We start from the raw sequence: 21,298 nt of genomic DNA, 5'->3' as shown, positions 1-21,298 counted from the left end.
TCAGCCGGTTCACGGTTTTTCGGTGCCGAACGGTTGTCGCATCGGTTCGATCCGGTAGTCGGCGCCGGGGCGCCGGAACCAAGGGGTTCCGGTCGAAAAAGCCCAGGGCCCGCGCGGTTTCGCGCGGGCCCTGGGGGAAGTGTGGGAGCGAGTTGTCGGCGTCACATCGTCGTGCGCGCCGCAACCTCGCAGGGGTACAACGGGGACCTGAAGATGGGTCTGGCTTCCAGCCGAACGGGTGACCCGGACGGGACTTTCAGGCGTCGGCGAGCCAGTCGGGGCCGAACGCGGTGAGGGCGGGGATGAGGAGTTCCTGCGCGGACTCGGAGTCGACGAGGTCGCGGACCATCAGCGCCTGCGCGGCGCCGCTGAGCACGTTCCACACGCCGCTGGCCCGGTCGTCCACCGAGATGCCCGCGGTGTCCACGGCCCGCACCAGCATCAGCTGTGCCGCGGCGGCGGCCCGGACCCGTCCGGCCAGGTGCACGCCCCAGGCGGCCGAGTGCATCGCGGCCGACCAGCTGACCTGGCCCGCGCGCATCCGCTCCGCGGACGCCCCCAGGGCGCGCACCTCGGCGGGGTGGGCGGAGCGGACCCGGTCGAGCAGCCGGTGCACCGGCTGGGTCGCGGGCCCGAGGTCCACTGTGGTCTTCGCCAGGTGCCGACGGGCGGAGAGCCAGGCGGCGGCGAGCACCCGACGGTCGGTGTCGGTCAGCGACTCGCGCAGGTAGGTCGCGCAGACCGCGTCGGTGACCATGGCGACCGCGTCCTCGGGGGCGTCGGCGGGCGGGGTGTCGACGGTGGCGTCATCGCGGTCCGGCACCAGGATGTCGGTGCGCAGGCAGTGCAGCAGTGCGGCGAGCGTCCCGATGGGAGCGCGTTGCAGCAGGCTGACCGCGGACGGGCCCGCGAGGTCGCGGACGGACGGCTTCTCGGTGGCCGCGCGCAGGGCGTGCGAGCGGGCGAGGGCCAGGGCGGGGGTTTGCGGGGCGGCGTGCCGGGCAAGCCCTTCGACACCGGCTCTGGTCTGGGCCAGCAACGTCAGCAGAATGTCCGCCGTTGCAGGCCCGCCCTCCAAGCGGGTGAGATCGAACCCCAGAACGGGGGCACTGACGAGGCTGTACATCTGAGCAGTATGCACCTCTCGATTACCGAAAGAGTACATATCAGCCGATAATACTACTCAGAGCGACGGCGCCGTCCCTGGGGGGTGAGGAACGGCGCCGCCCGGTTTCTGCCCTCTGTCCAGCTCGGACTGTCCACATGCGAGCATACTGTGATCAATGAGGACCGTGTGGGTGACCCGGGATTAATCAGGTTGTGAAGCGGTTGACCTGCTCCTGTAGTTCAGCCGAAAGATGGGTCAGCGCGCCCATCGCCTGGTCCGACTCGCCGATCGCCGAGGTCGCGCTGGTGGCCCCGTCGGCCACGCCCGCGATGCTCGCTGCGATCTCGGACACACCCGCCGCGGCCTCGCCCACGTTCCGGTTCATCTCGGCGGTGGTGGCGGTCTGCTCCTCCACCGCGGAGGCGATGGTGAGCTGGAAGTCGTTGATCCGGCCGATGATCTCGGAGATCTCGTCGATGGCGTGCACGGCGTTCGTGGTGTCCGCCTGGATCATCTCGACCCGGCGGGAGATGTCCTCGGTCGCCTTCGCCGTCTCCTGGGCGAGATCCTTGACCTCGTTGGCCACCACGGCGAAGCCCTTGCCCGCGTCGCCCGCCCGAGCCGCCTCGATGGTGGCGTTCAACGCCAGCAGGTTGGTCTGCTCGGCGATCGAGGTGATGACCTTGACCACGTTGCCGATCTCCATCGACGACTCGCCCAGCTTGGCGACGGTGCCGTTGGTGGTGGCCGCGACGGACACGGCCTGGCCGGCGACGTCCGCGGCCTCGTTGGCCGACTGCGCGATCTCCTTGATCGAGGCGGACATCTCGTCCGCGCCGGTGGCCACGGTCTGCACGTTGCGCGCGACCTGCTCGGCCGCGGCGGCGACCACACCGGCCTGGCTGCTGGTCTCGTCGGTGGCCCGGCCGACCTTGCCCGCGATCCCGGTCATCTCGTGCGTGGCGCCCTCCAACGAGTCGATCCCCCTGGCCATCGCGGTGACCGTGTCGTGCATGCTCGCGGTGGCCTTGTTCAGCGACGTCGCCATCCGGCCGACCTCGTCGGCGGAGCGGACATCGACCTGGCGGGTCAGGTTCCCGTCGGCCACCGACTCCAGCACGCTGGACACCGCGCCGATCGAGCGGGTGATGCCGCGGATGGTGACCCAGCCCAGCAGCAGCGCCAGCAGCAGGCCCGCGCCCAGCGAGGTCAGCATCGTCCAGCGCGCGGTGTCGCTGGCGGAGGCGGCGTCCGCCACGCCCCCGGCCACGTCGGTCAGCTCGATCTGCTGGAGCTGGGCCAGACCGTTGCCCATGTCGTTCATGACCGCCTGGCCCGCGCCGTTGAACAGCACCAGCGCCTGCTCGGACTGCCCGGCGGTGGCCAGCGGGAAGACCTGGTCGTCGAGCACCGAGGACAGCTTGTCCAGGTTGCCCAGGATGCCGGCGAGCACGTCCTTGGCGTTCTGGCTCGCGGTCGGGTCGGCGGCGAGCGTGCCCTGGAAGCCCACCAGGGACTTGCGCAGGTCGGCGATCGCCGAGGTGGTGCCCTGGACCTCGGTCTGGACCCGGCTCGCGTCACTGGTGATGAAGGAGCTGAGCAGGAACGAGGTCGCGGTGATGGCCTGGCTGTTGAAGTTGCTGATCTCCCCGACGGCGGCGGCGTTGCGGCCGATCCTGGCCGAGGTCTGCGCCCCGTCGTGGGTCATGATCATGCCCTGCACGCCGACGCCGATGGCCACCACCGCGGGCAGCGCGATGGCGGCGAAGATCTTGGTGGCCAGCGAGCGGTCGGCGAGGAACCGGCCGAGGCCGCCCCGGCGCGCGTCGGGGGTGGTCGAGTCAGACATCGCGTCCGGTTGCCCTTCGCAGGTGCCGCGTCGTCGCGGCGAGGAGAGGTATGGCAAGGGGAACAGCACGGGTGCGGTCCGGGGCCGTCCCCGGCGGCGAGATGCCGCCGGGGACAGTCGATACCCGGACCGGTAGGGGTGTCAGGCGGCCTCGCCGCGTACCGCCGCCCGCGCGTCCAGCGCGAGCATCAGGCGGTCCGCCAGCGGGTACGCCGCGGTGATCAGCTCGCGGGCCGGACCGCTGAGGGTGTCCGGCACCGGCTCGGCGGCGGTGTCGTCGAGCTCCACCACGTCGCCGATGCGGTCCACCAGCAGGCTCACCGACTCCTCGTCGGTGCGCACGATGACGTTCATCGCCGGACCGGCGCGGTCCACCCGCGGCTCGCCGAGGCGGACCCGCAGGTCCAGCGCGGCGATGACCTGGCCGCGCAGGTTGAACAGGCCGCCGACGTGCCCGGGGGCCAGCGGCACCGGGGTGTACTCGCTGAACGCGAGCACCTCCTGCACCTCGCCCACCTCCAGCCCGAAGAGTTGGCCCGCCACCTCGAAGGTGGCGTATCGGTAGGTGCTCACGACGCCTCCACCAGGTAGTCGGGGGTCTCGTACTCGGGCAGGTCGAAGTCCGGGTCGGCGGCCATGATCGCCCGCCGCATGTCCAGCAGCTCGGTGACCTTGTCGTCGATCACGGTCGAGCCGGACAGCCCGTCGCCGTCGGCCGGGCCGTGCGGCGCGGTGTCGTCGACGATGTCCAGGATGCCGTCCACCGCCAGCGCGACCGAGTGGCCGCCGGAGGAGTAGACGACCGCCGGGACGGTGTCGGAGACGTCCTCCGACCAGGAGCCGAGCAGCCCGGACAGGCGCAGCAGCGGCAGGATCGCACCCCGGTACTGGACGACCTCGCGGCTGCCGACCCGTTCGATGGCCGTGACCGGGAACTCCTCCAGGCGGGTGACCATGCTGAGCGGGATGGCGACCCGGCGGTCGCTGACCCGGGTGACCAGCAGCCGGTCGCGGGACTCGCCGCGCAGCGCGGCGGCGGCCTCGGCCAGCGCGGCGGCGGCCGCGGCGGCGCGCTCGGCCGAGCCGAGGTGCGCGTTGCGGGCCAGCGCCAGCACGTCCAGGATCAGCGACACGCGGCCGTCGCCCAGGATCGTGGCACCGGCGTAGCAGCCGACGTCCTTGAGGTGGCTGGCCAGTGGCTTGACCACGACCTCCTCGGTGGTCAGCACGCGGTCGACGACCAGGCCGAACTCGTGGCCCTCGCCGTTGAGCACCGCGATGTAGATGGCCTCGCCGTTCTCCTCGGGACGCTCGGCGGGACCGCCCAGGGCCTCGTTGAGCCGGACCAGCGGCAGCAGCCTGCCGCGCAGGCGGCAGACCGGGGCGCCGGAGACGTACTCGATGCGCGCCGAGGTCTGCCCCTCGACCGAGACCAGCTCGCGGACCGACATCTGCGGCAGCACGTAGCGCTCGCCGCCGCTCTCCACGATCAGCGCCTGCACGATGGCCAGGGTGAGCGGGATGGTCAACCGCCAGGTGGTGCCCTTGCCGACCACCGAGCGCAGGTCGACCGCGCCGCCGATGGCCTCCAGGTTGGTGCGCACCACGTCCATGCCGACACCGCGGCCGGACACGTTGCTGACCTTGGCCGCGGTGGAGAAACCGGGGCGGAACACCAGGCGCAGCACGTCGTCCGGGTCCATGGCGGCGACCTGGGTCTCGGTGAGCAGGCCGCGCTTGACCGCGGTGGCGCCGATCAGCTTCGGGTCCACGCCCTTGCCGTCGTCGGCGACCTCGACCACCACGTGGCCGTGCTCGTGGTAGGCGCGCAGGGTCAGCGTGCCCTCGGCGGGCTTGCCCGCCTTGACCCGGTCCTCCGGTGCCTCCAGGCCGTGGTCCACCGCGTTGCGCACGAGGTGGGTCAGCGGGTCCTTGACCGCCTCAAGCAGGCTGCGGTCCAGCTCGGTCTCGGCACCCTCCAGCTCCAGCCGGACCTGACGGCCCAGCGAGTTGCTCAGGTCGCGGACGACCCGGGGCAGCTTGGACCACAGGTGGCTGATGGGCTGCATGCGGGTCTTCATGACCCCTTCCTGCAGCTCGCTGGTGATGATGTTGAGTCGCTGCGCGGCCCGGCTGAGGGTGTGGTCGCCGTTGTGCTCGGTGGCCCGCACCATCTGGTTGCGGGTCAGCACGAGCTCGCCGACCAGGCGCATCAGCTTGTCCAGCAGCTCCACGTCCACGCGCACGGAGGTGTCCGCGACGCCGCGACGGCTGGCGGGCTCCTCCATCGGGGCCGCGTCGGCGGTCTTGGCGGCGTCGGCGGTCGGCGCGGCGGCCGGGGTGTCGACGGCGGCGGGCGCGTCGGCGACCGGCTCGGCGGGGGTCTCGGCGGGCGCGGACGCCTCGGACTTCGCGGGCTCGGTCTCGGACTTGCTCTCGGCCTTGGCGGCGCTGTCGGCGGCGGGCAGCGGGGCGGGGGCACCCTCGCCGGTGATGCACGCCTCGACCTCGACGATGACGGACCGGATGTCCATCTCGCCCTCTTGGCCGTCCCGCTCGATCTGCGCGAGCAGCGCGCGCACGATGTCGACGACGCGCAGCAGCACGTCGGCGCCCCGACGGTCCAGGACCTGCGCACCATCGCGCAGGCGGGCCAGCAGCGACTCACCCGCGTGGGTGACCTGCTCCAGCTTGGCGAACGCCAGGAACCCCGAGGTCCCCTTGATGGTGTGAATGGTCCGGAACACGCTCGCGAGTCGGTCGCGAGCGGTCGGGTCGCGTTCTAGCGCGACGAGGTCTTGGTCCAACTGGTCGAGGTTCTCGTAGCTCTCGACCAGGAATTCCTGGACCACATCATCGAAGTCTTCCACGCTCCACCACGCTTCCAGGTCCGGTGTCGCCCGCTGTCATCGGCGACGTCCCGGAGGGCCTGAGCATTTGCGTGAGGATTTCTGGGTGCACGACCAGGTGAACGTCGGTGCATCAATGCACCTTTTCATGGCGACTCAGATCACGGTGATGGTGAGCACGAGCGCCCCCGGCGTGGGGAGGTCGAGAGTACGGGACGCGGGGTGCAGTTCGGCCGCCAAGTGAGCCGTGCCTCTTCCCCGGTCCGGGCGGGGTGGGCGGACGGGGCGGACGTGAATGCCACCGGTACCGGCAGCGCTGCACGCGTGAACACGGAACTCCAGGGCCGACGACCGTCGCCGGACCTTCCCGGCCGAGGGTGAACCCGCGCGGATCAACGCCGGACGTGAAATGGGTGAGCGGCACAGTGCCGCCCACCCGTGTTCCTCGCCGTGCTTGATCCCTGCTGTGCTTGATCCCTGCTGTGCTTGATCCCTGCTGTGCTTGATCCCTGCTGTGCTTGATCCCGCTGTTCGCGGCTACGCGACCACCTGCACCACGTCACCCGGGGCCAGACCGTCGTAGAACGTCCTGGCCGCCTCCTTCGACAGGTGCACGCACCCGTGCGACTTGACCTTCAGGCTGCCCTGGTGGAAGGCCACCCCGGAGGTCGTGAAGAACACCGAGTACGGCATCGGGCCGTTGAAGGCCCGGCTGTAGTGGTCGATGTCCCGGTAGGTGACGTGGAAGGTGCCGGTCGGGGTGGCGTACCCCTTGCGGCCGGTGGTGATGGGCACCGGGCCGTAGGTCACCGCCCCGCCGTCCATCAGCCACGCCGCGTTGCCGCCCAACGAGACGCAGGCCCGCGCCTCCGGACCGCACGGTGGTCCCGCCGCACCGGCCGCCGGGGCGGCGAGCACGCCCGCCACACCCAACCCGACCATCGCGGCGGCCACCCCGGCCGCCCGGCCGAACACGGCCCTCGATCCCGTCCTGCGCAGCGATCCCATGGTCGACCTCCCATCCGCCCGCGAACCGGGCTCGTGTTTGGTGCTGCCTCGGGTATCCCGGACATACCCGGGTGTTCGTGCGCCCAATCCCACCCACATGTGCGAGTGCCGGAATCCGGCCGACTGACCCGGATAGCCGCGCGGACGCGGAATTCACGGAAACGCGAACAACGCCCACGATCCGGGAGTCGGTCGGATTCGCTGCGGATTCGAGTGCCGGGCGGGAGACTGCCCGGCATGAAACGTGAGGCGGACGCGCATTCATCCGATGATCTGCCCGGCGGCCTGCGCGGGCTGCTGACCCGGCTGGTGATCGACCTGGGCGCGGCGCTGTACCCGCACCCGGACTTCCTCCGCCCGCCGTCACCGCCGGGGACACAGCGGAGAAGGACACAGCAGACAGGGACACCACCGTGCCACGGGCACCCCGAGCGCGTCGGCGTGCCGCTGACCAGGGCCGAACGGGCGTTCTTCGGCCAAGTGGACCGGCGTACCGGTTAGGGTCGTGCCGCCACCGGGCAATTCCCGGTATCGGGATTCCCTAGGAGGCGGTCATGCCCCACCCCACTCCCCAGGACGGCCTCGTCCATTCCTATCTGTTCCTGCGCCGCGCGATCGGCGTGCTCGGTCTCGGGCTGCCGGTACTGCTCGTGGTCGGCAACCTCGTCGCGGGCGACGGCCTGCGCGACTCGATCAGCGGTTACTACCACAGCTCGGTGCGCGACCTGCTGGTCGGCGTGATGTGCGCGATCGGCGTGTTCCTGTTGTCCTACCGCGGTTACGACCGGGTCGACGACGTCGTGGCGAACATCGCGGCGGTGGCGGCGATCGGGCTGGCGCTGTTCCCGGTGTCGCCGCAGCACCCGGTCGGCGACGACAGCGTGATCGGGATCGTGCACCTGAGCTTCGCCGGGATCTTCTTCCTGTCCCTGGCCTTCTTCAGCATCGTGCTGTTCCGTCGCGGCGACGACCCGCGGCCCTCGCCGCGCAAGGCCGCGCGCGACCGCGTGTACCTGACGTGCGGCGTGGTGATGCTGGTGTGCCTGGTGCTGATGCCGCTGTCGGGGTGGGTGCTCGACCCGTGGCTGCACGCGATGCGGCCGGTGCTGTGGCTGGAGACGGTGGCGGTGCTGGCCTTCGGCGTGTCCTGGCTGACCAAGGGCGAGACCATCCTGGGCGACCACGGGCGGGTGCTCCGGCTGTCCACGGAGGACGCTGCGGTGACCGCGTAGCGACTCGGGCCCGCCGCCCCGGCCGGGTGGCCGGGGCGGCGGGCTCGGTGGCGGACCCGTGGCAGGCGGGCGCAGGCACCGTCCTGCCTGCGAGCGCCTGCCGCGAGCACCGGGGGCGGGTCCGGGAGGATTCGCCCCCGGCGGCCTGCTACCGCGTCGCGTGCGAGGGCGGCGGTAGCGCGTGCGTGGCCGTCATGAGCCGGTTATGAGCCGGTCTGCTGGCGGATCCAGCTCACGTTGGCCGCGATCCCGGTGTAGAGGGTGGTGGTGGCGCACTCGCCACCGTTGTCGCCGGGGCCGTGGGTCTCGCCCACCAGCGTCCAGTTGCCGCGGCTGCCGACGACGGCCGGGCCGCCCGAGTCGCCGTGGCAGGCCGAGTGGGCCCGGTCGCCGGAGACGCACAGGTCGGTCGAGGTACCGCCGCCCGCGCGGCAGCGGCTGCTGGCCAGGATGGTCAGGTCGATCTCCTGGAGGTTCTGCGGCGTGCTGCAGGACGGCCAGCTCGTGCAGCCCCAGCCGAGCAGCCGCACGGAGCCGCCCGCGGCGGGCTGGCTGGTGGCCAGCGCGACGGGCTTCATCCGGGAGGCGGTGGTGGTGTGCATGAGGGTCAGGTCGGTGCCCGGCTTGGTGATCCGCCGGTCGATCCGCAGCACCTCACCACCGGAGCTCTTGTTGGTCGAGCCGACCCGGCCGGAGGAGGCGGACCCGCAGTGGTTCGCGGTGACGATCCACTGCGGGGCGACCAGGCTGCCACCGCAGCCGTTGTTCACCGAGACCATCCACGAGTACGTCTCGGTGGCACCGTGCCCACCGATGATCGCGGGCTGGGCCTCGCCTGCCTCGGCGGACGCACCCCCGACGACCACGGACAGCACCACGGCGCCGACCCCGAGCAGGGCCGCGAGAAATCTGCGCATAAGAGTCTTCCAATCGGCGGACCAGCCGCCATGCAGGGTGACGTGGACATATGGCAGTTACCGCTGCGAAATGAGCAGGCCGTGGAGACAAACGGCGCCACTCGATTTCGCTCATCGAATATGCACTGATTCGTGATCAGGAAGCAAGCCCGGACATACCAGGTTCTGGGACGATTTTTGCCAGTTAACCGACATCATTGGCGCTTATTGCCGCGCCTTATGCCCTTACTCGACGAATCCGAAAGGTCCGTTTTGTCGAATACCCGACCAAAGCCGGTCCGAGAATTCGGACCGTCCGATCCGGATTGTCCGCAGTGGACTCAACGGGACTCTCGCACGGCCAGCGCGGCGGCCGGGGCGAGTGGCAACGACGGGAACGCCGCCGCCTGGTAAGCATGGTAACTATCGGGTTTACCTGCCCATACGGTGCTCGTCGGCCGCCCGTCCTTGGCCAGCTCGTGCCGCCAGCCGCCGTGCTCGACATCGATGTGGTGCTCGCGCGCGTAGGCCCAGAACCGCTCGTACCAGTCGGCATACCCGGCCTCGCCGGTGCGCCGGGCGAGCGCGGCGGCGGCCAGGATCGCCTCGGCCACCACCCAGTGCATCCGTTCCCGGACGACCGGCCGGTCCGACCAGTCCAGCGTGTAGACGAACCCCGGGAACCCGTCGACGCCCCAACCGCGGCGGACCGCGGAGTCGAACAACGCGCGCGCGTCGGAAAGCAGCCAGCCCGGTGTCCGTTTATCGAACGCGGCCTCCAGGTGCAGCAGCAATCGCGCCCATTCCAGCCAGTGCCCGACCGTCCCGCCATAGGGCCGGAACGGGTCCCGCGGAATATCACGGTGATACCCGTGGTCCGGCCGCCAGTCCGGGGTGAAGTGCTCCGGCACCCGCCAGTCCTCGGCCGCCGCGATCTCGTGCACCACCCGTCGCGCGAGCCCAAGCGCCCGGTCGTGCCAGACCCGGTCACCGGTGACATCGCCCGCGGCCAGGAACGCCTCGACGAAGTGCATGGTGGAGTTGGCGCCCCGGTAGTCCTCGGTCGCCGTCCAGGCGCGGTCCCAGCTCTCCAGCGGCATGGCCCCGTCCCAGAACCGCTCCTCGATCACCGCGAGGGCGTCGGTCAGCAGCTCGGCCCCACCCGGCCTGCCCGCGGCGGCGGCACCGGCGGCGGCGAGGACGACGAAGGCGTGGTCGTAGGCGGCCTTGCGATCGTCGACGACGGAGACGAACCAGCCGCCGTGCTCGTGGTCGCGCAACGGCCCGGTCAGCGCGGCTATCCCGTGATCCACCCGGGCGGGCGCCCGCGGGTCCCCCAGCCCGGCCTCCAACGCGAAGATGTGCGTCATCCGCGCGGTGATCCAGGTGGCGAGCGGCTCGTCCGTCCGGTCCCCGTCGTCGCTCAACCAGCGAAACCCGCCTGCCGGATCGAGCGATCGCGCGGCGAACCGGGCCAGCTCGCGTCGATGCCCGACCAGCCACTCCTCGGACGGCACGTCACAACCTCCAGCGGTCGGGCCTCTCCCACCCATTCTGGCCTGATCCGCCGCCGCCCTGATCCGCCCGTCCCACTCGCACACCCTGTGGACAACTCCGCGCACACCACTGGCGACACTCAGTAACGTCAACCCGCGGGTCCCCGCGAATTCCCGTCCGGCGCCTTCCCGGCGAGGGCGCTTCGAAACCCCACGTCCGGGTCGCACCGGGGGCGGCAGGCAGAATGGTGGACCGAACGGCTGGGCACCAGGCGAGACGGATAGGCGGGCATGCGGGTGGAGCAGGGCGAGCTGCGGGGTGTCGTCGCGCTGGACGGGCCCTCGGGCACCGGGAAGTCCACCGTGGCGCGGCGGCTCGCGGCGGCGCTCGGCGCGGCCTATCTGGACACCGGGGCGATGTACCGGGCGATGACGTTGGCGGTGCTGCGGGCCGGGGTGGACCCCGGGGACGCGGCCGCGGTGCTGCGCTGCGCGGAAGCGGCCGAGCTGACGATCGGCACCGACCCGGACGCCCCGGACGTGCGGCTGGCCGGGGAGGACGTGGCCGCGGAGATCCGGGGCGGGCCGGTGACGCAGGCGGTGTCCGCGGTCTCGGCGGTGGCGCAGGTGCGCGAGCGGCTGGTGTCGCACCAGCGGCGGATCATCGGCGCGGCCCGGGTCGCGCGCGGCGGGATCGTGGTCGAGGGGCGCGACATCGGCACCGTGGTGGCGCCGGACGCCGGGCTCAAGGTCTACCTGACCGCCTCCGCCGACGCCCGCTCCGCGCGCCGGACGGCCCAGGACGGTGCCGCCGGTCGGGAGTCCTCTGTGGACGCGACGCGCGCGGACGTGGAGCGGCGGGACCGGTTGGACTCCACCAGGGCCGCCTCGCCGCTGCGGCCCGCGGTGGACGCGGTCGAGGTGGACACCACCGACCTGGACGTGGCAGGCGTGCTGGACCGGCTGCTGGACCTGGTCCGGGAGCGCGGCCTCGACCACGCGGCGGCCGCGAGATGACCCAGCTGCCCCCCGGCGCCCTGCCGTGGCTGCACGACGTGGGCAGGTTCATCGGGCGTGTGGGGTTCCGACCGGCGTTCCGGCTGCGCGTGCGCGGCCGCGAGCGGGTGCCGCGCACCGGGCCGGTGGTGCTGGTCGCCAACCACAGCTCCATGGTGGAGCCGCAGATCATCTTCGGTCTGCTGCCGCGCCGCTCGGTGTTCCTGGTGAAGGCCGAGCTGTTCGGCGGGATCGCCGGGTGGGGGCTGCGGGCCATCGGGCAGGTCCCGGTGCGCCGCGGCGAGGTCGACCGGGCGCCGCTGACCACCGCGGTGGCGGTGCTGCGCGACGGCGGCCTGGTCGGCGTGTTCCCGGAGGGCACCAGGGGCAGCGGCGACGTGGCCGCGGCCGAGCAGGGCGCGGCCTGGCTGGTGCGGTCGTCGGGGGCGGTGGTGCTGCCGGTGGCCAGCCGCGGCACCCGCAGGCCCGCGGACCGGCGCAGGCGGTTCCGGCCGGTGGTCGACGTGCTGGTCGGCGAGCCGTACCCGCTCGTCGTCGGCAAGGGCCGCGCCGGGCTGGCCGAGGCCACCGAACAGATCCGGGTCCGGCTGGCGGACCTGGTACGAGAACTCGACGCGGCGCGCGGCGTCGCGCCGGACGCGCGGGCGAGCGAGCCCGCCGGGGAGAGCGGAAGTCATGACTGAGCTGGACGGGACGCTCGACGGGACCTGGTCCGACGAGGCCGAGTGGGCCGCGATCGACGAGTCGTTCGCCGACGCAGGCGACGACGCGGCGGTGCCGCAGCCGGTGCTGGCCATCGTGGGCAGGCCGAACGTGGGCAAGTCCACGCTGGTCAACCGTATTCTCGGGCGCCGCGAGGCGGTGGTGCAGGACATCCCCGGGGTGACCAGGGACCGGGTCGCCTACGACGCGCTGTGGAACGGCCGCCGGTTCACCGTGCTGGACACCGGCGGCTGGGAACCGGGCCTGGAGGGCCTGCCCGCCGCGATCGCCGCGCAGGCCGAGTACGCGATGACGCACGCGGACGCGGTGATCGTCGTGGTGGACGCCACGGTCGGCGCCACCGCAACCGACGAGGCGGTGGCCAGGGTGCTGCGCCGGTCGAAGCAGCCGGTGATCCTGGTGGCCAACAAGGTCGACGACGACCGGCTGCTGGCCGACACGGCCGCGCTGTGGTCGCTGGGCCTCGGCGAGCCGTTCCCGGTGAGCGCGCTGCACGGGCGCAACTCCGGCGACCTGCTGGACGCGATCCTGGCCGCGCTGCCGGAGACGCCCCGGGAGAGCTTCGGCGCGCGCGGCGGCCCGCGCCGGGTGGCGCTGGTGGGCAAGCCGAACGTGGGCAAGTCCAGCCTGCTCAACCGGCTCACCGGGGAGGAGCGCGCGGTCGTCGACTCGGTCGCGGGCACCACCGTCGACCCGGTCGACTCGCTGGTGGAGCTGGACGAGCAGGTGTGGCGGTTCGTGGACACCGCGGGCCTGCGCAAGCGGGTCAACTTCGCCAGCGGCACCGAATACTACGCGTCGCTGCGCACCAAGGCGGCCATCGAGTCGGCCGAGGTGGCCATCGTGCTGCTGGACGCGGCCGAGCCGATCGCCGAGCAGGACCTGCGGGTGCTGTCCATGGTGGTGGACGCGGGCCGGGCCTGCGTGCTGGCCTTCAACAAGTGGGACCTGGTCGACGAGGACCGCCGCCACCAGCTCGAACGCGAGCTGGAGCGTGGCCTGGTGCGGGTGCCGTGGGCGGAACGGGTCAACGTCTCGGCGCTGACCGGGCGCGCGGTGCGCAAGCTGGCGCCCGCGCTGCGGACCGCGCTGGACTCGTGGGACCAGCGGGTGCCGACCGGACAGCTGAACTCGTGGCTGTCGGACCTGGTCGCCGCGACGCCGCCGCCGGTGCGCGGGGGCAAGCAGCCCAAGATCCTGTTCGCCACCCAGGCACAGACTCGGCCGCCCACATTCGTGCTGTTCACCAGCGGTTTCCTGGAGGCGGGCTACCGGCGATTCGTGGAGCGCAAGCTGCGCGAGCGGTTCGGGTTCACCGGGAGTCCGGTGCGGATCTCGGTCCGGGTGCGGGAGAAGAAGCAGCGGAAGTCCTGAGCCGGAAGAAGCCGCGGCCGAAGGCGACCAGCAGGTAGATCGCCATCGGCACGCCCGTGCCCCAGGTCGCGATCGCGGCCAGGGAGCGGGCGCTCGCCAGGTCGTCCGGCGAGACCTCGCCGGACGGGTCGTAGTCGAGGGTGACCACGGCGGGGAGCGGCTCGGCGGCGGCGTAGTCGGTGGGCCCGGCGCCCGCGCAGGCGAGCCGGTGGTGGTAGACCGGCTGGGTGCCGCCGTCGTCGTCGGGCTCGTCCGGGCCGCGGGCGGTGTCGAGCACCTCGCACTCGGTCGTCTGGGCGCGGTGCAGCAGCAGCCAGGCGGGGGTGCCCATCACGGCGCTGAACACGACCGCGTAGACGAGGGCGAACCCGCAGATCCAGGCCGCGCCCTCGCTGGGCTCACCCGCCGTACCGTTTTCGGTGGCGCGCACGAGCATGGTGGACACCGCGCGCACCGAGAACGCGCCGCTCACCAGGACGAGCGGGATGCCCAGGACGAACACCAGCCAGTCCCACCAGCCGAGATCGGCCTGGATGGCGAGCAGCGTCACCGTCGACGCCAGCGCCAGGGTGAGCGCGGGCAGCACCAGCGCGACCAGCAGGACCCGTCCGATTCTCACCACGCCGCCATGATCCCGCACCACCGCGACCGGGCAGGCGGGCGCCCCCGTCAGTCCACTGAGGACTAACGACGGGTCGTGGTCGTGCCGCCGACGTGCGGGGCCTTCACCCGCGGCGCGTGCTTGCAGGCCGTGCCGGTGAGCACGACCGCGACGAGCACGAGTCCGACCGAGATCCGACGGTAGAGCACGGCATACCCCCTGTGCGACAAGCGAACGGACACCGGCGGTCCCTCCCGTTCCCACCGGCGCGCCGGACCGTACCACCCCCATCCGACATCCGTGGCCGGTTCGGGAAAGTCACCGTCAGTCGACTGTGGACACCGGATTTCGACACCGCGGCGGCGCGGTGGTCCAGGAACTGGGAATTCACGAACAGCGCCGGTCGGGGCGGATTCCCGGTTATCCGAAGTGTGGATGTCATCACCCAGCATGGTCTAGACCATAATCGCCCGCGGGAACCACACTCGGGCGAATGACACGCAGAATCGCCGTTCTCGTCACCGCGCTCGTGGCCGTGACGGGACTGACGTCGTTCTCCGCGAACGCCGCGCCGGATACCGCGGGCGCGGCGTCGACCATGGGGTTTCCCGGTGAGCTCAAGCTCCCCGACGGGTTCCGGCCGGAGGGGATCGCGATCGGTCGCGCGCCGGTCGCGTACTTCGGGTCGCTCGCCGACGGGCGGATCCAGCAGGTCGACCTGCGCACCGGGAAGGGCGCCCAGCTGAGCCCGGCCGTCGGCGGGCCGTCGATCGGGATGAAGGTGGACCCGGCACGGAACCGGCTGTACGTCGCGGGCGGCTCCGAGCTGCGCGCGATCGACCTGCGCGACGGGAAGGTGCTCGGCCGCTGGCCGGTCCCCGGGCCCGGCGCGTTCGTCAACGACGTGGTCGTCGCGCGGGACGGGGTCTACTTCAGCGACTCCTACAAGCCCACCCTCTACAAGCTGGCGATCGGCCGGGACGGCTCGCTGCCCAAGGACGCGCAGGCCATCGCGTTGAGCGGGGAGTGGGAGCAGGTCCCGAACTCGTTCAACGGCAACGGCATCCTCACCACACCGGACGAGCAGGCGCTGGTCCTGGGCAACTCCTCGACCGGCAAGCTGTACCGGGTCGACCCGGCGACCGGCGCGGCCAAGGTCGTCGACCTGGGCGGCACCACCATCCCGGGCAACGACGGGGAGCTGCGGGTCGGCCGGGACGTCTACATCATGGAGAACGGCCGCAACACCATCGCCAAGGTGGAGCTGAGCCAGGACGGCACCAAGGGCTCGCTGCAACGCAGGCTGTTCGACGCGCATTTCGACATCGCCACCGCGGTCGCCGTCTTCGGCGACAGCCTCTACGCGGTCAACGCCCGCTTCAGCACCCCGCCGACCCCGACCACCCCCTACACCGCCGTCGCCGTACCCCGGTTCTAGCGCACCTCTGATCAGGCGGGTCTGATCCACAGGTCCCGGGCGCTCGCCACGAGCACCCGGCCGTCGCGCAGGGTCGTGACGACGCTCGCAGGCTGGTCGCCGCAGCCGAGTTGTTCGCGCTGCCAGCCCGTCGGCGTCCGCGACCACACCACCGAGCAGTACTCCGTGTTCTTCCCCGGCTCGTACGGCTGGTAGACCCGGCCGAGCAGGACCGGCCGACCGGCGTGGTCGACGGTCGCGGCGATGATGCCGCCCGCCCCCATCGGGCCGGTGTCCGCCACCGTCCAGTTCCCGGGCGTGCCGGTGACCACCACCGGCACGTTCGGGGCGCGGCCGTCGTGCGCCGCGCCGTAGAGCAGCCAGCCGTCCGGCGTCGGGAGCGCGCCGTAGAGGTTGGTGTCCCTGGGCAGCGCGGGCGTCCGGTCGAAGCGCCAGGTCTCGCCGCCGTCGTCGGAGGCCCACACCTCGCCCTCGGGCAACGCGGTGAACCCGGTGGCCACGATCCGGTCGCCCGCGGCACCCGCCCGATAGGGGCCGCCGCTCCCTTCCGGTTGGACGCCACTGCGGGGCAGCCGCACGAGACGCGCCGTCGCGCCCTCGTCCGCGGACAGCCAGGCGACCGGATTGCCGGGGTAACCGCCGAACGCGACCAGGTTCCGCGTCGCGCGGACCAGTGCGACCGCCTTCGGCTTCTCCACACCGGTCAACTCGGCCAGCCGGGTGACCTGTCCGTCCGGCCCGAGGCGGACGAACGTGTCCGCGGCCCCGGTGACCGCCTCGCCGGGGCCCGCCACCGCGGGCACGTCACCGATGCCGTTGCCGGACCCGCCGCGTGCCTGGGCCTCGTCGCCGCCGGTCGCGCCCGCGGCCGGGAACAGGTCGAGACGGGTGCAGTCCGGGGTGCCGAGCCAGTTCGCGCCGACCGTGCGGTAGCCGTCGTTGCGGGTACCGAGCCCGATGACGCAGTCGCCCACCGGCACCAGCCGCTTGACGCCGACGTTCTCCGGCGCCCACCCGCCGCCCGGGCCGACATGGCCCGGGTACGGCGCGAAGGCGCCCGCCGATTCCTGATCCTGGCCGCACGCGGTCAGGGCGGCGGCCAGCATCAGTGCCGACAACCCGAGCCCGCGCACTCCCCCGGTGGTTCGCATGCGGCACAGCTTGGCACCCCGGGGCCACGCGCCATGGCCGAACCCCGCTATACCCGGGCGACTCGCCGGCGACCATACGGAATTGAGGTGAATCCGGTGAACTGCCCGGAACCACTGTGTTGACACTCCGCGGACATCACCGGGCCGACAAGAAGAGCGCGTGACAAACACCGGACAATTGTCCGGTGTCGGCAACCAGCGAGTTACGGCAAACACTCATCGGGTCCCGGCTCTACCGTGCGAGACATTGACCTCGGGAATATTCACTCAAACAGACCAGCAGCGACACCGTTTGTCCGAACAAGCCACAGGTCCAATCGTTCGGACGGTGAAGACAAGTCCACACGGGATGTCCTACGGAGACCCTCCCGAGACCTACCGTGTCAACGGGGCTTTGCACCGGGTACCGTTCGGCGCAGCACTCGAACCGCTGGCCGTCAAGACGAATACCATCCCCGCAACGAGGAAGATCGCGCGTGCATTATGTTGGCCGGGGGCCGCGACTGGCATCGCGACCCCCGGGGCGCCGTTCCCGCGAGCAGCGGTGATACGGCGCGGTGGGATAATCTATTAGGAGGAATAATCCCGTTGGAGATCGTAGATCCGCACAACGAGGTGCCGCCACCGCGACAACCGGTCACGCGGTCACCTGATCCGGTCGTTCTGCCGCCGACCGCACGGGAACCGGGCTCGGCGGTGTGGTGCGTGGTGCTCTTCCGCGGCCCGATGACGGCCGGGCGCCACCGCGCGAGCCCGCGCGGACGCCGACCCGCCGCCCGCGTGGTGCTCACTGTGCTGGCGTTGGCACTCCTGGCCGCGGGCGCGTGGCTGCTCGCCTCGGTGCTCGCGCCGGTCTGGCTGGCGCGCCTGACCGCCAGTGTCGGCGGGCTCGCGCTGGCCTGCGCGCTGCTCGCGCCCGCGGTCGCCACCCCGGCACCGCCGCCCACGCCCGTCCCGCCACCGGAGCGGCCGTGGCCCACGGTCGTCCCGCTGCCCCGACGGCCGGACGAGGCTCAGCTGTCACGCCCGGCGTGGCGGGCGGCCGGGTTGCCCCGCGAGCGCAGGGTGATCCCCGCCGCCAGCAGCGTGTCGCGCACCTTGGCGTAGGAGAGGCCGGTCTGCTCGGCCAGCTGCCGCAGGCTCCGCCCGCCGTCGTAGAGCTCGACGAGATCGGTGGGCCGCAACGCGGACGAGGCCTGCCGCGGCGCCGGGGCGGCGTCCTGCTGCTCCAGCAGCCTGCGCACCACCCGCCGGTCGATGCCGCTCTCCTCGGACAGCGCCTGCATCGACGCGCCGCGCCGGTAGCGTTCGGCCAACACCTCCGCCAGCCGCTGCTGGGAAATTCCCAGACAGGCGGGCCAGGCGGGGGCGACCACGTTGGCCTCCTCCAGTAATCGGCGCACCAGGCCGGGTGACCGGCCGGTCGTCGCCGCCAGTCCCGGGATCGTCTCGCCCGCGCCGAAGGCGCCCGCGAGCTCCCGGGCCAACCTGGCCCGTCGTTCTCCGCGTAAAGGGGTGGGACCCGGGCTCACCAGGCCTCACCGGGCCCGGGTCTGCCGCGGCGGAGTCCGACAACCCCCGGCGCCACGCCGGAGATCTGAGGTATGTATGCCCCACCACGTGGGTTCGGCACAGGGAAGGGCGGGAACGGCGGCGATGTCACCACGCCAGGCGGATGTTCATCCATCGGCGGTGCGTGCTCCGAATCCGATTCGTAGTGCGGTGCTGGACGGAAGGGTAATAATCACACTAGCGATGTCCACGACCGCTCGGGGGTTCCCATGCGCAACCGTGTTCCGCCCCTCACCCCGCCCGCGACACCCTGGCGGCGTTCGTCCCGTTGTGGCCCCAACGGGGGCAACTGCGTGGAAGTGCGCGTGGCCGGGTCGGCCGTCGGCGTCCGCGACAGCAAGCGACCGGACGCGCGCGCCCTGGTGTTCGCACCGGACCGCTGGGCGGGCTTCGTGTCCGTTCTCCGCGCGTAGCGGCGGGTTTCGCGTGCTCACCGGCATCCGGCGGTGCCGGTGAGCACCGAGCGCAAGCGGCTGGGCAAGCTGATCCGGGCCGCCCGGCAGGCCAACGGGATGAACCAGGCCACCCTCGCCGAGCACCTCGGGTGCAGCCAGCCCAAGATCCACAAGATCGAGGCGCAGACCACGAAGATCGTGGACGACGACCTTGAGGGGATCATCCGGGTGCTGGCCGTGCCTGCGGACTCGGCCGCGGAGATGCGGGAGCTGCACCGGATCGCGCGGGAGACCGTCCGGTCCGGCCCCCAGGTGGCGGAATGGTTCACCCAGTACAAGGAAGCCGAGCGCCGGGCGAGCCGATTGTGCGCGTGGCACGGGGAGTCCATCCCCGGGCCGCTGCAGGGCGAACCCTACGTGCTCAAGATGTTCCTGCCGCGCAACGGCAGGAGCGACGAGGAGAACTTGGAGGCGCTGATCACCGCCCGCCGCGAGCGCGGCGCCGCGGTGGCCGACAACCCGGGCGGCAGCTACCGCTACGTGCTCAGCGAGGCCGCGGTGTGGCGGACGATCGGGTTCGGCCGCACCGTCGCGCTGGACGCGGTGGAGCACATGCTGCGGTTCCTGGCGGACAACCCGCACACGGAGGTGCGCGTGCTGCTCTACCACCAGGCCGGTTCGGTGCCCGCCACCGACTTCACCGTCATGGACGGCCCGGACGACGACTCGTTCGTCTACGTCGAGGGCGCCGACGAGGCCACCTACCTGAACAAGCCCGACCAGATCTCCCGGTACCGCACCTGGTTCGACGAGATCTGGGCGACCGCGCTGGACGGGGTCCAGACCATCGAGTGGCTACGGCGAGTCCGCGAGGCACGCCGGGATGCCACCTGAAGGTCGGATACCCGCGACCGGCCCGGCCGGCTATCCTGTCCGTCGATCTTGAAACCGGCGAGGAGCGGACCGTGAGCGAGGAAGACCCGTACCAGTCGCGCCCGGTGGACCTGGAACGCCCCAGCGTGGCCCGCGTCTACGACTACCTGCTCGGCGGCGACGCGAACTGGGCGGTGGACCGCGAGTTCGCCGACCGCGTCCTGGTCCGGATCCCGTTGCTGCGCTCGATCGCCCGCGCCAACCGCCAGTTCCTCCGCCGCGCCGTCCGCCACCTGGTGGGCCTGGGCGTCCGCCAGTTCGTGGACATCGGCTCCGGCGTGCCCACGATGGGCAACACCCACCAGATAGCCGAGTCGGCCGCCCCCGTCGGCACCCGCGTGGTGTACGTGGACAACGACCCGGTGGCGGTCGCGCAGTCCCGGGTACTACTGGAGAACTCCGGCGACCCGACCCGGCACACGGTGGTGACCGCGGACCTGCGCGACCCGGACAAGCTGTGGGCGGAGATCGCCGACACCGGCGTGATCGACCTGGACAAGCCGATCGCCCTGCTGATCATCGCGGTCCTGCACGTCCACCAACCGGACCCGCGCACCGGCGAGGACATCGGGCCGATCTCGGTGGCGCGCTACCGGGACCTGTTGCCGGGCGGGTCGTACCTGGCGCTGTCGCACCTGACGGACCAGGGGGTGCCGGAGGAGCTGGGCGACAAGCTGGGGACGTTGAAGGACTTCTACGACCAGTCCGGCAACAACGTGATCTGGCGCAACCACGCGGACATCACGGCCCTGTTCGGCGATTTCGCCTTGGTGGAGCCGGGTCTGACGTGGACGCCGTCCTGGCACCCGGAACACGTGCTGCCGGACGAGAAGGACGACGAGTTCGACACCCCCGCCCACTCGACGATCCTCGCGGGCATCGGCCACAAGGCAGGCTGACCCACGCCACGGACCTGACGGCGGCCGCGGGCGAACCCACGACCGCCGCCGGTCGGCACTCCTGCTACCGGGCCCGAGGCGCCGGTGGTGCGCTAGGCCGCCGCTCGGTGCGCCCCGAGGTCGGACAGGGCGCGGGCGGTGGTGGTGACCGCGGCGCAGGTGCGGGCGCCGTGGGTGAGGGCCTGGTCGTGGTCGGCCCGGGAGAAGTCGGCCAGGGCGTCGGCGAGCAGGAACGGTCGGATGTCAAGGGCGAACGCGTCGCCCGCGGTGGTCAGACAGCCCACGTGCGCGTAGACACCGGTGATCAGGAGTTGGTCGCGGTGCCACGTGGCGAGGCGGTCGGCGAGGTCGCTGCGGTGGAAGGCGCTGTAGCGCCACTTGGTCAGGACCACGTCGGCCGGGCCCGGGGTGAGCGCGTCGATGATCCGACGGTCGGCGGGCGCGGTGGTCATGCCCGGTCCCCAGAAGTCGTTCAGCAGGCCGCGTTGGGCCGGGTCCATGCCGCCCGGCTGCGCGGTGTAGACCACCGGGATGCCGAGGGCGATCGCGGCGGCGCGGAGCCGGACCAGGTTGCGTACCAACGTGCTGCGCGGTTCCCGGTCCGCGTCGAACGGTGCGACGAAGTAGCGCTGCATGTCGTGCACCAACAGCACGGCGCGCCGGGGGTCGGGCCGCCAGGACACCCGGCCTGCGGGCAGGTCGGCCTCGACCGGCATCGGGTACGGGTCTATCGGCTGTATGGCCATTGTGGACACTC

General features: G+C 71.9%; 22 protein-coding genes. 10 read left to right on the top strand and 12 right to left on the bottom strand.

The window, feature by feature from the left end; all coding sequences use genetic code 11:
* Window positions 1-256 precede the first annotated feature (256 nt).
* The 5 genes from C503_RS0128210 to C503_RS0128185 form a co-directional block, all read right to left on the bottom strand.
* Entirely contained in the window at window positions 257-1,126 is an 870-nt protein-coding gene (locus C503_RS0128210) for a hypothetical protein (RefSeq protein WP_018685576.1), read from the bottom strand.
* Between the two features lie 187 nt (window positions 1,127-1,313).
* Window positions 1,314-2,957, bottom strand: coding sequence for a methyl-accepting chemotaxis protein (locus C503_RS0128205; RefSeq protein ID WP_018685575.1), 1,644 nt, complete (start codon window positions 2,955-2,957; stop codon window positions 1,314-1,316).
* 141 nt (window positions 2,958-3,098) lie between these two features.
* Window positions 3,099-3,530 carry a chemotaxis protein CheW gene (locus C503_RS0128200; protein WP_018685574.1) on the bottom strand — a complete coding sequence of 144 codons (432 nt, stop codon included), beginning with the start codon at window positions 3,528-3,530 and terminating at the stop codon, window positions 3,099-3,101.
* Window positions 3,527-5,827 carry a chemotaxis protein CheA gene (locus C503_RS0128195; RefSeq protein WP_018685573.1) on the bottom strand — a complete coding sequence of 767 codons (2,301 nt, stop codon included), beginning with the start codon at window positions 5,825-5,827 and terminating at the stop codon, window positions 3,527-3,529. Before C503_RS0128195 ends, C503_RS0128200 begins: the two co-directional genes overlap by 4 nt.
* A 516-nt stretch (window positions 5,828-6,343) precedes the next feature.
* A complete protein-coding gene (locus tag C503_RS0128185; protein ID WP_051114953.1) occupies window positions 6,344-6,814 on the bottom strand; it encodes a L,D-transpeptidase in 471 nt (156 codons plus the stop codon).
* A 237-nt stretch (window positions 6,815-7,051) separates the two neighbouring features.
* On the opposite strand from C503_RS0128185, the gene C503_RS0128180 reads away from it, so the two are divergent.
* Window positions 7,052-7,315 carry a DUF6059 family protein gene (locus C503_RS0128180; RefSeq protein ID WP_018685570.1) on the top strand — a complete coding sequence of 88 codons (264 nt, stop codon included), beginning with the start codon at window positions 7,052-7,054 and terminating at the stop codon, window positions 7,313-7,315.
* Between the two features lie 53 nt (window positions 7,316-7,368).
* Window positions 7,369-8,046: a hypothetical protein gene (locus C503_RS0128175; protein WP_018685569.1), complete on the top strand. Its 678-nt coding sequence runs from the start codon at window positions 7,369-7,371 to the stop codon at window positions 8,044-8,046.
* Window positions 8,047-8,249: 203 nt separating this feature from the next.
* Here C503_RS0128175 and C503_RS0128170 read toward each other — a convergent pair whose 3' ends face one another.
* Both C503_RS0128170 and C503_RS0128165 read right to left on the bottom strand, forming a co-directional pair.
* Window positions 8,250-8,963, bottom strand: coding sequence for a S1 family peptidase (locus C503_RS0128170; protein WP_018685568.1), 714 nt, complete (start codon window positions 8,961-8,963; stop codon window positions 8,250-8,252).
* Window positions 8,964-9,283: 320 nt separating this feature from the next.
* On the bottom strand, window positions 9,284-10,459 hold the full coding sequence (locus C503_RS0128165) for an AGE family epimerase/isomerase (protein WP_018685567.1): 1,176 nt from the start codon (window positions 10,457-10,459) through the stop codon (window positions 9,284-9,286).
* A gap of 270 nt (window positions 10,460-10,729) precedes the next feature.
* Here C503_RS0128165 and cmk point away from each other — a divergent pair, with 270 nt between their 5' ends.
* The 3 genes from cmk to der are packed head-to-tail and all read left to right on the top strand — an operon-like array spanning window position 10,730 to window position 13,552.
* Complete coding sequence (gene cmk / locus C503_RS0128160; RefSeq protein ID WP_018685566.1) at window positions 10,730-11,455, top strand: (d)CMP kinase; 726 nt, start codon at window positions 10,730-10,732, stop codon at window positions 11,453-11,455.
* Window positions 11,452-12,138, top strand: coding sequence for a lysophospholipid acyltransferase family protein (locus tag C503_RS0128155; RefSeq protein ID WP_018685565.1), 687 nt, complete (start codon window positions 11,452-11,454; stop codon window positions 12,136-12,138). Before cmk ends, C503_RS0128155 begins: the two co-directional genes overlap by 4 nt.
* A complete protein-coding gene (gene der, locus C503_RS0128150; protein ID WP_018685564.1) occupies window positions 12,131-13,552 on the top strand; it encodes a ribosome biogenesis GTPase Der in 1,422 nt (473 codons plus the stop codon). The genes C503_RS0128155 and der overlap by 8 nt, the downstream gene beginning before the upstream one ends.
* Here der and C503_RS0128145 read toward each other — a convergent pair.
* Both C503_RS0128145 and C503_RS46315 read right to left on the bottom strand, forming a co-directional pair.
* Complete coding sequence (locus C503_RS0128145) at window positions 13,491-14,174, bottom strand: hypothetical protein (RefSeq protein ID WP_018685563.1); 684 nt, start codon at window positions 14,172-14,174, stop codon at window positions 13,491-13,493. The genes der and C503_RS0128145 overlap by 62 nt on opposite strands.
* A 62-nt stretch (window positions 14,175-14,236) precedes the next feature.
* Window positions 14,237-14,395: a hypothetical protein gene (locus tag C503_RS46315; protein ID WP_156893579.1), complete on the bottom strand. Its 159-nt coding sequence runs from the start codon at window positions 14,393-14,395 to the stop codon at window positions 14,237-14,239.
* 251 nt (window positions 14,396-14,646) lie between these two features.
* On the opposite strand from C503_RS46315, the gene C503_RS0128135 reads away from it, so the two are divergent.
* Complete coding sequence (locus C503_RS0128135) at window positions 14,647-15,591, top strand: SMP-30/gluconolactonase/LRE family protein (RefSeq protein WP_018685561.1); 945 nt, start codon at window positions 14,647-14,649, stop codon at window positions 15,589-15,591.
* Between the two features lie 11 nt (window positions 15,592-15,602).
* On the opposite strand, the gene C503_RS0128130 is transcribed toward C503_RS0128135, so the two are convergent.
* Window positions 15,603-16,742 (bottom strand): hypothetical protein, encoded by a 1,140-nt coding sequence (locus C503_RS0128130; protein WP_156893578.1) that lies wholly within the window; start codon window positions 16,740-16,742, stop codon window positions 15,603-15,605.
* A gap of 588 nt (window positions 16,743-17,330) precedes the next feature.
* Between C503_RS0128130 and C503_RS0128125 the strand changes: the two genes are divergently transcribed.
* Window positions 17,331-17,849 carry a hypothetical protein gene (locus C503_RS0128125; protein ID WP_018685559.1) on the top strand — a complete coding sequence of 173 codons (519 nt, stop codon included), beginning with the start codon at window positions 17,331-17,333 and terminating at the stop codon, window positions 17,847-17,849.
* Here the strand turns inward: C503_RS0128125 and C503_RS48135 are convergent.
* Window positions 17,756-18,274, bottom strand: coding sequence for a helix-turn-helix domain-containing protein (locus tag C503_RS48135; RefSeq protein ID WP_425393538.1), 519 nt, complete (start codon window positions 18,272-18,274; stop codon window positions 17,756-17,758). The two genes, C503_RS0128125 and C503_RS48135, sit on opposite strands and share 94 nt — an antisense overlap.
* 249 nt (window positions 18,275-18,523) lie before the next feature.
* On the opposite strand from C503_RS48135, the gene C503_RS48625 reads away from it, so the two are divergent.
* The 3 genes from C503_RS48625 (at window position 18,524) to C503_RS48120 (ending at window position 20,541) form a co-directional block, all read left to right on the top strand.
* Entirely contained in the window at window positions 18,524-18,727 is a 204-nt protein-coding gene (locus C503_RS48625; RefSeq protein WP_026316774.1) for a DUF397 domain-containing protein, read from the top strand.
* 39 nt (window positions 18,728-18,766) lie between these two features.
* Window positions 18,767-19,603, top strand: coding sequence for a helix-turn-helix domain-containing protein (locus C503_RS48125; RefSeq protein ID WP_156893577.1), 837 nt, complete (start codon window positions 18,767-18,769; stop codon window positions 19,601-19,603).
* 71 nt (window positions 19,604-19,674) lie between these two features.
* Entirely contained in the window at window positions 19,675-20,541 is an 867-nt protein-coding gene (locus tag C503_RS48120) for an SAM-dependent methyltransferase (RefSeq protein ID WP_018685555.1), read from the top strand.
* A 92-nt stretch (window positions 20,542-20,633) separates the two neighbouring features.
* Here the strand turns inward: C503_RS48120 and C503_RS0128100 are convergent, their stop codons facing one another.
* Window positions 20,634-21,287: an isochorismatase family protein gene (locus C503_RS0128100; protein WP_018685554.1), complete on the bottom strand. Its 654-nt coding sequence runs from the start codon at window positions 21,285-21,287 to the stop codon at window positions 20,634-20,636.
* Between the last annotated feature and the right edge of the window lie 11 nt (window positions 21,288-21,298).

Origin of the sequence: Actinokineospora enzanensis DSM 44649 (assembly GCF_000374445.1) — a bacterium.
GTDB classification, from domain to species: domain Bacteria; phylum Actinomycetota; class Actinomycetes; order Mycobacteriales; family Pseudonocardiaceae; genus Actinokineospora; species Actinokineospora enzanensis.
The sequence above is the reverse complement of the archived record's forward strand: the minus strand, read 5'-3'. Positions and strand labels throughout refer to the sequence as shown.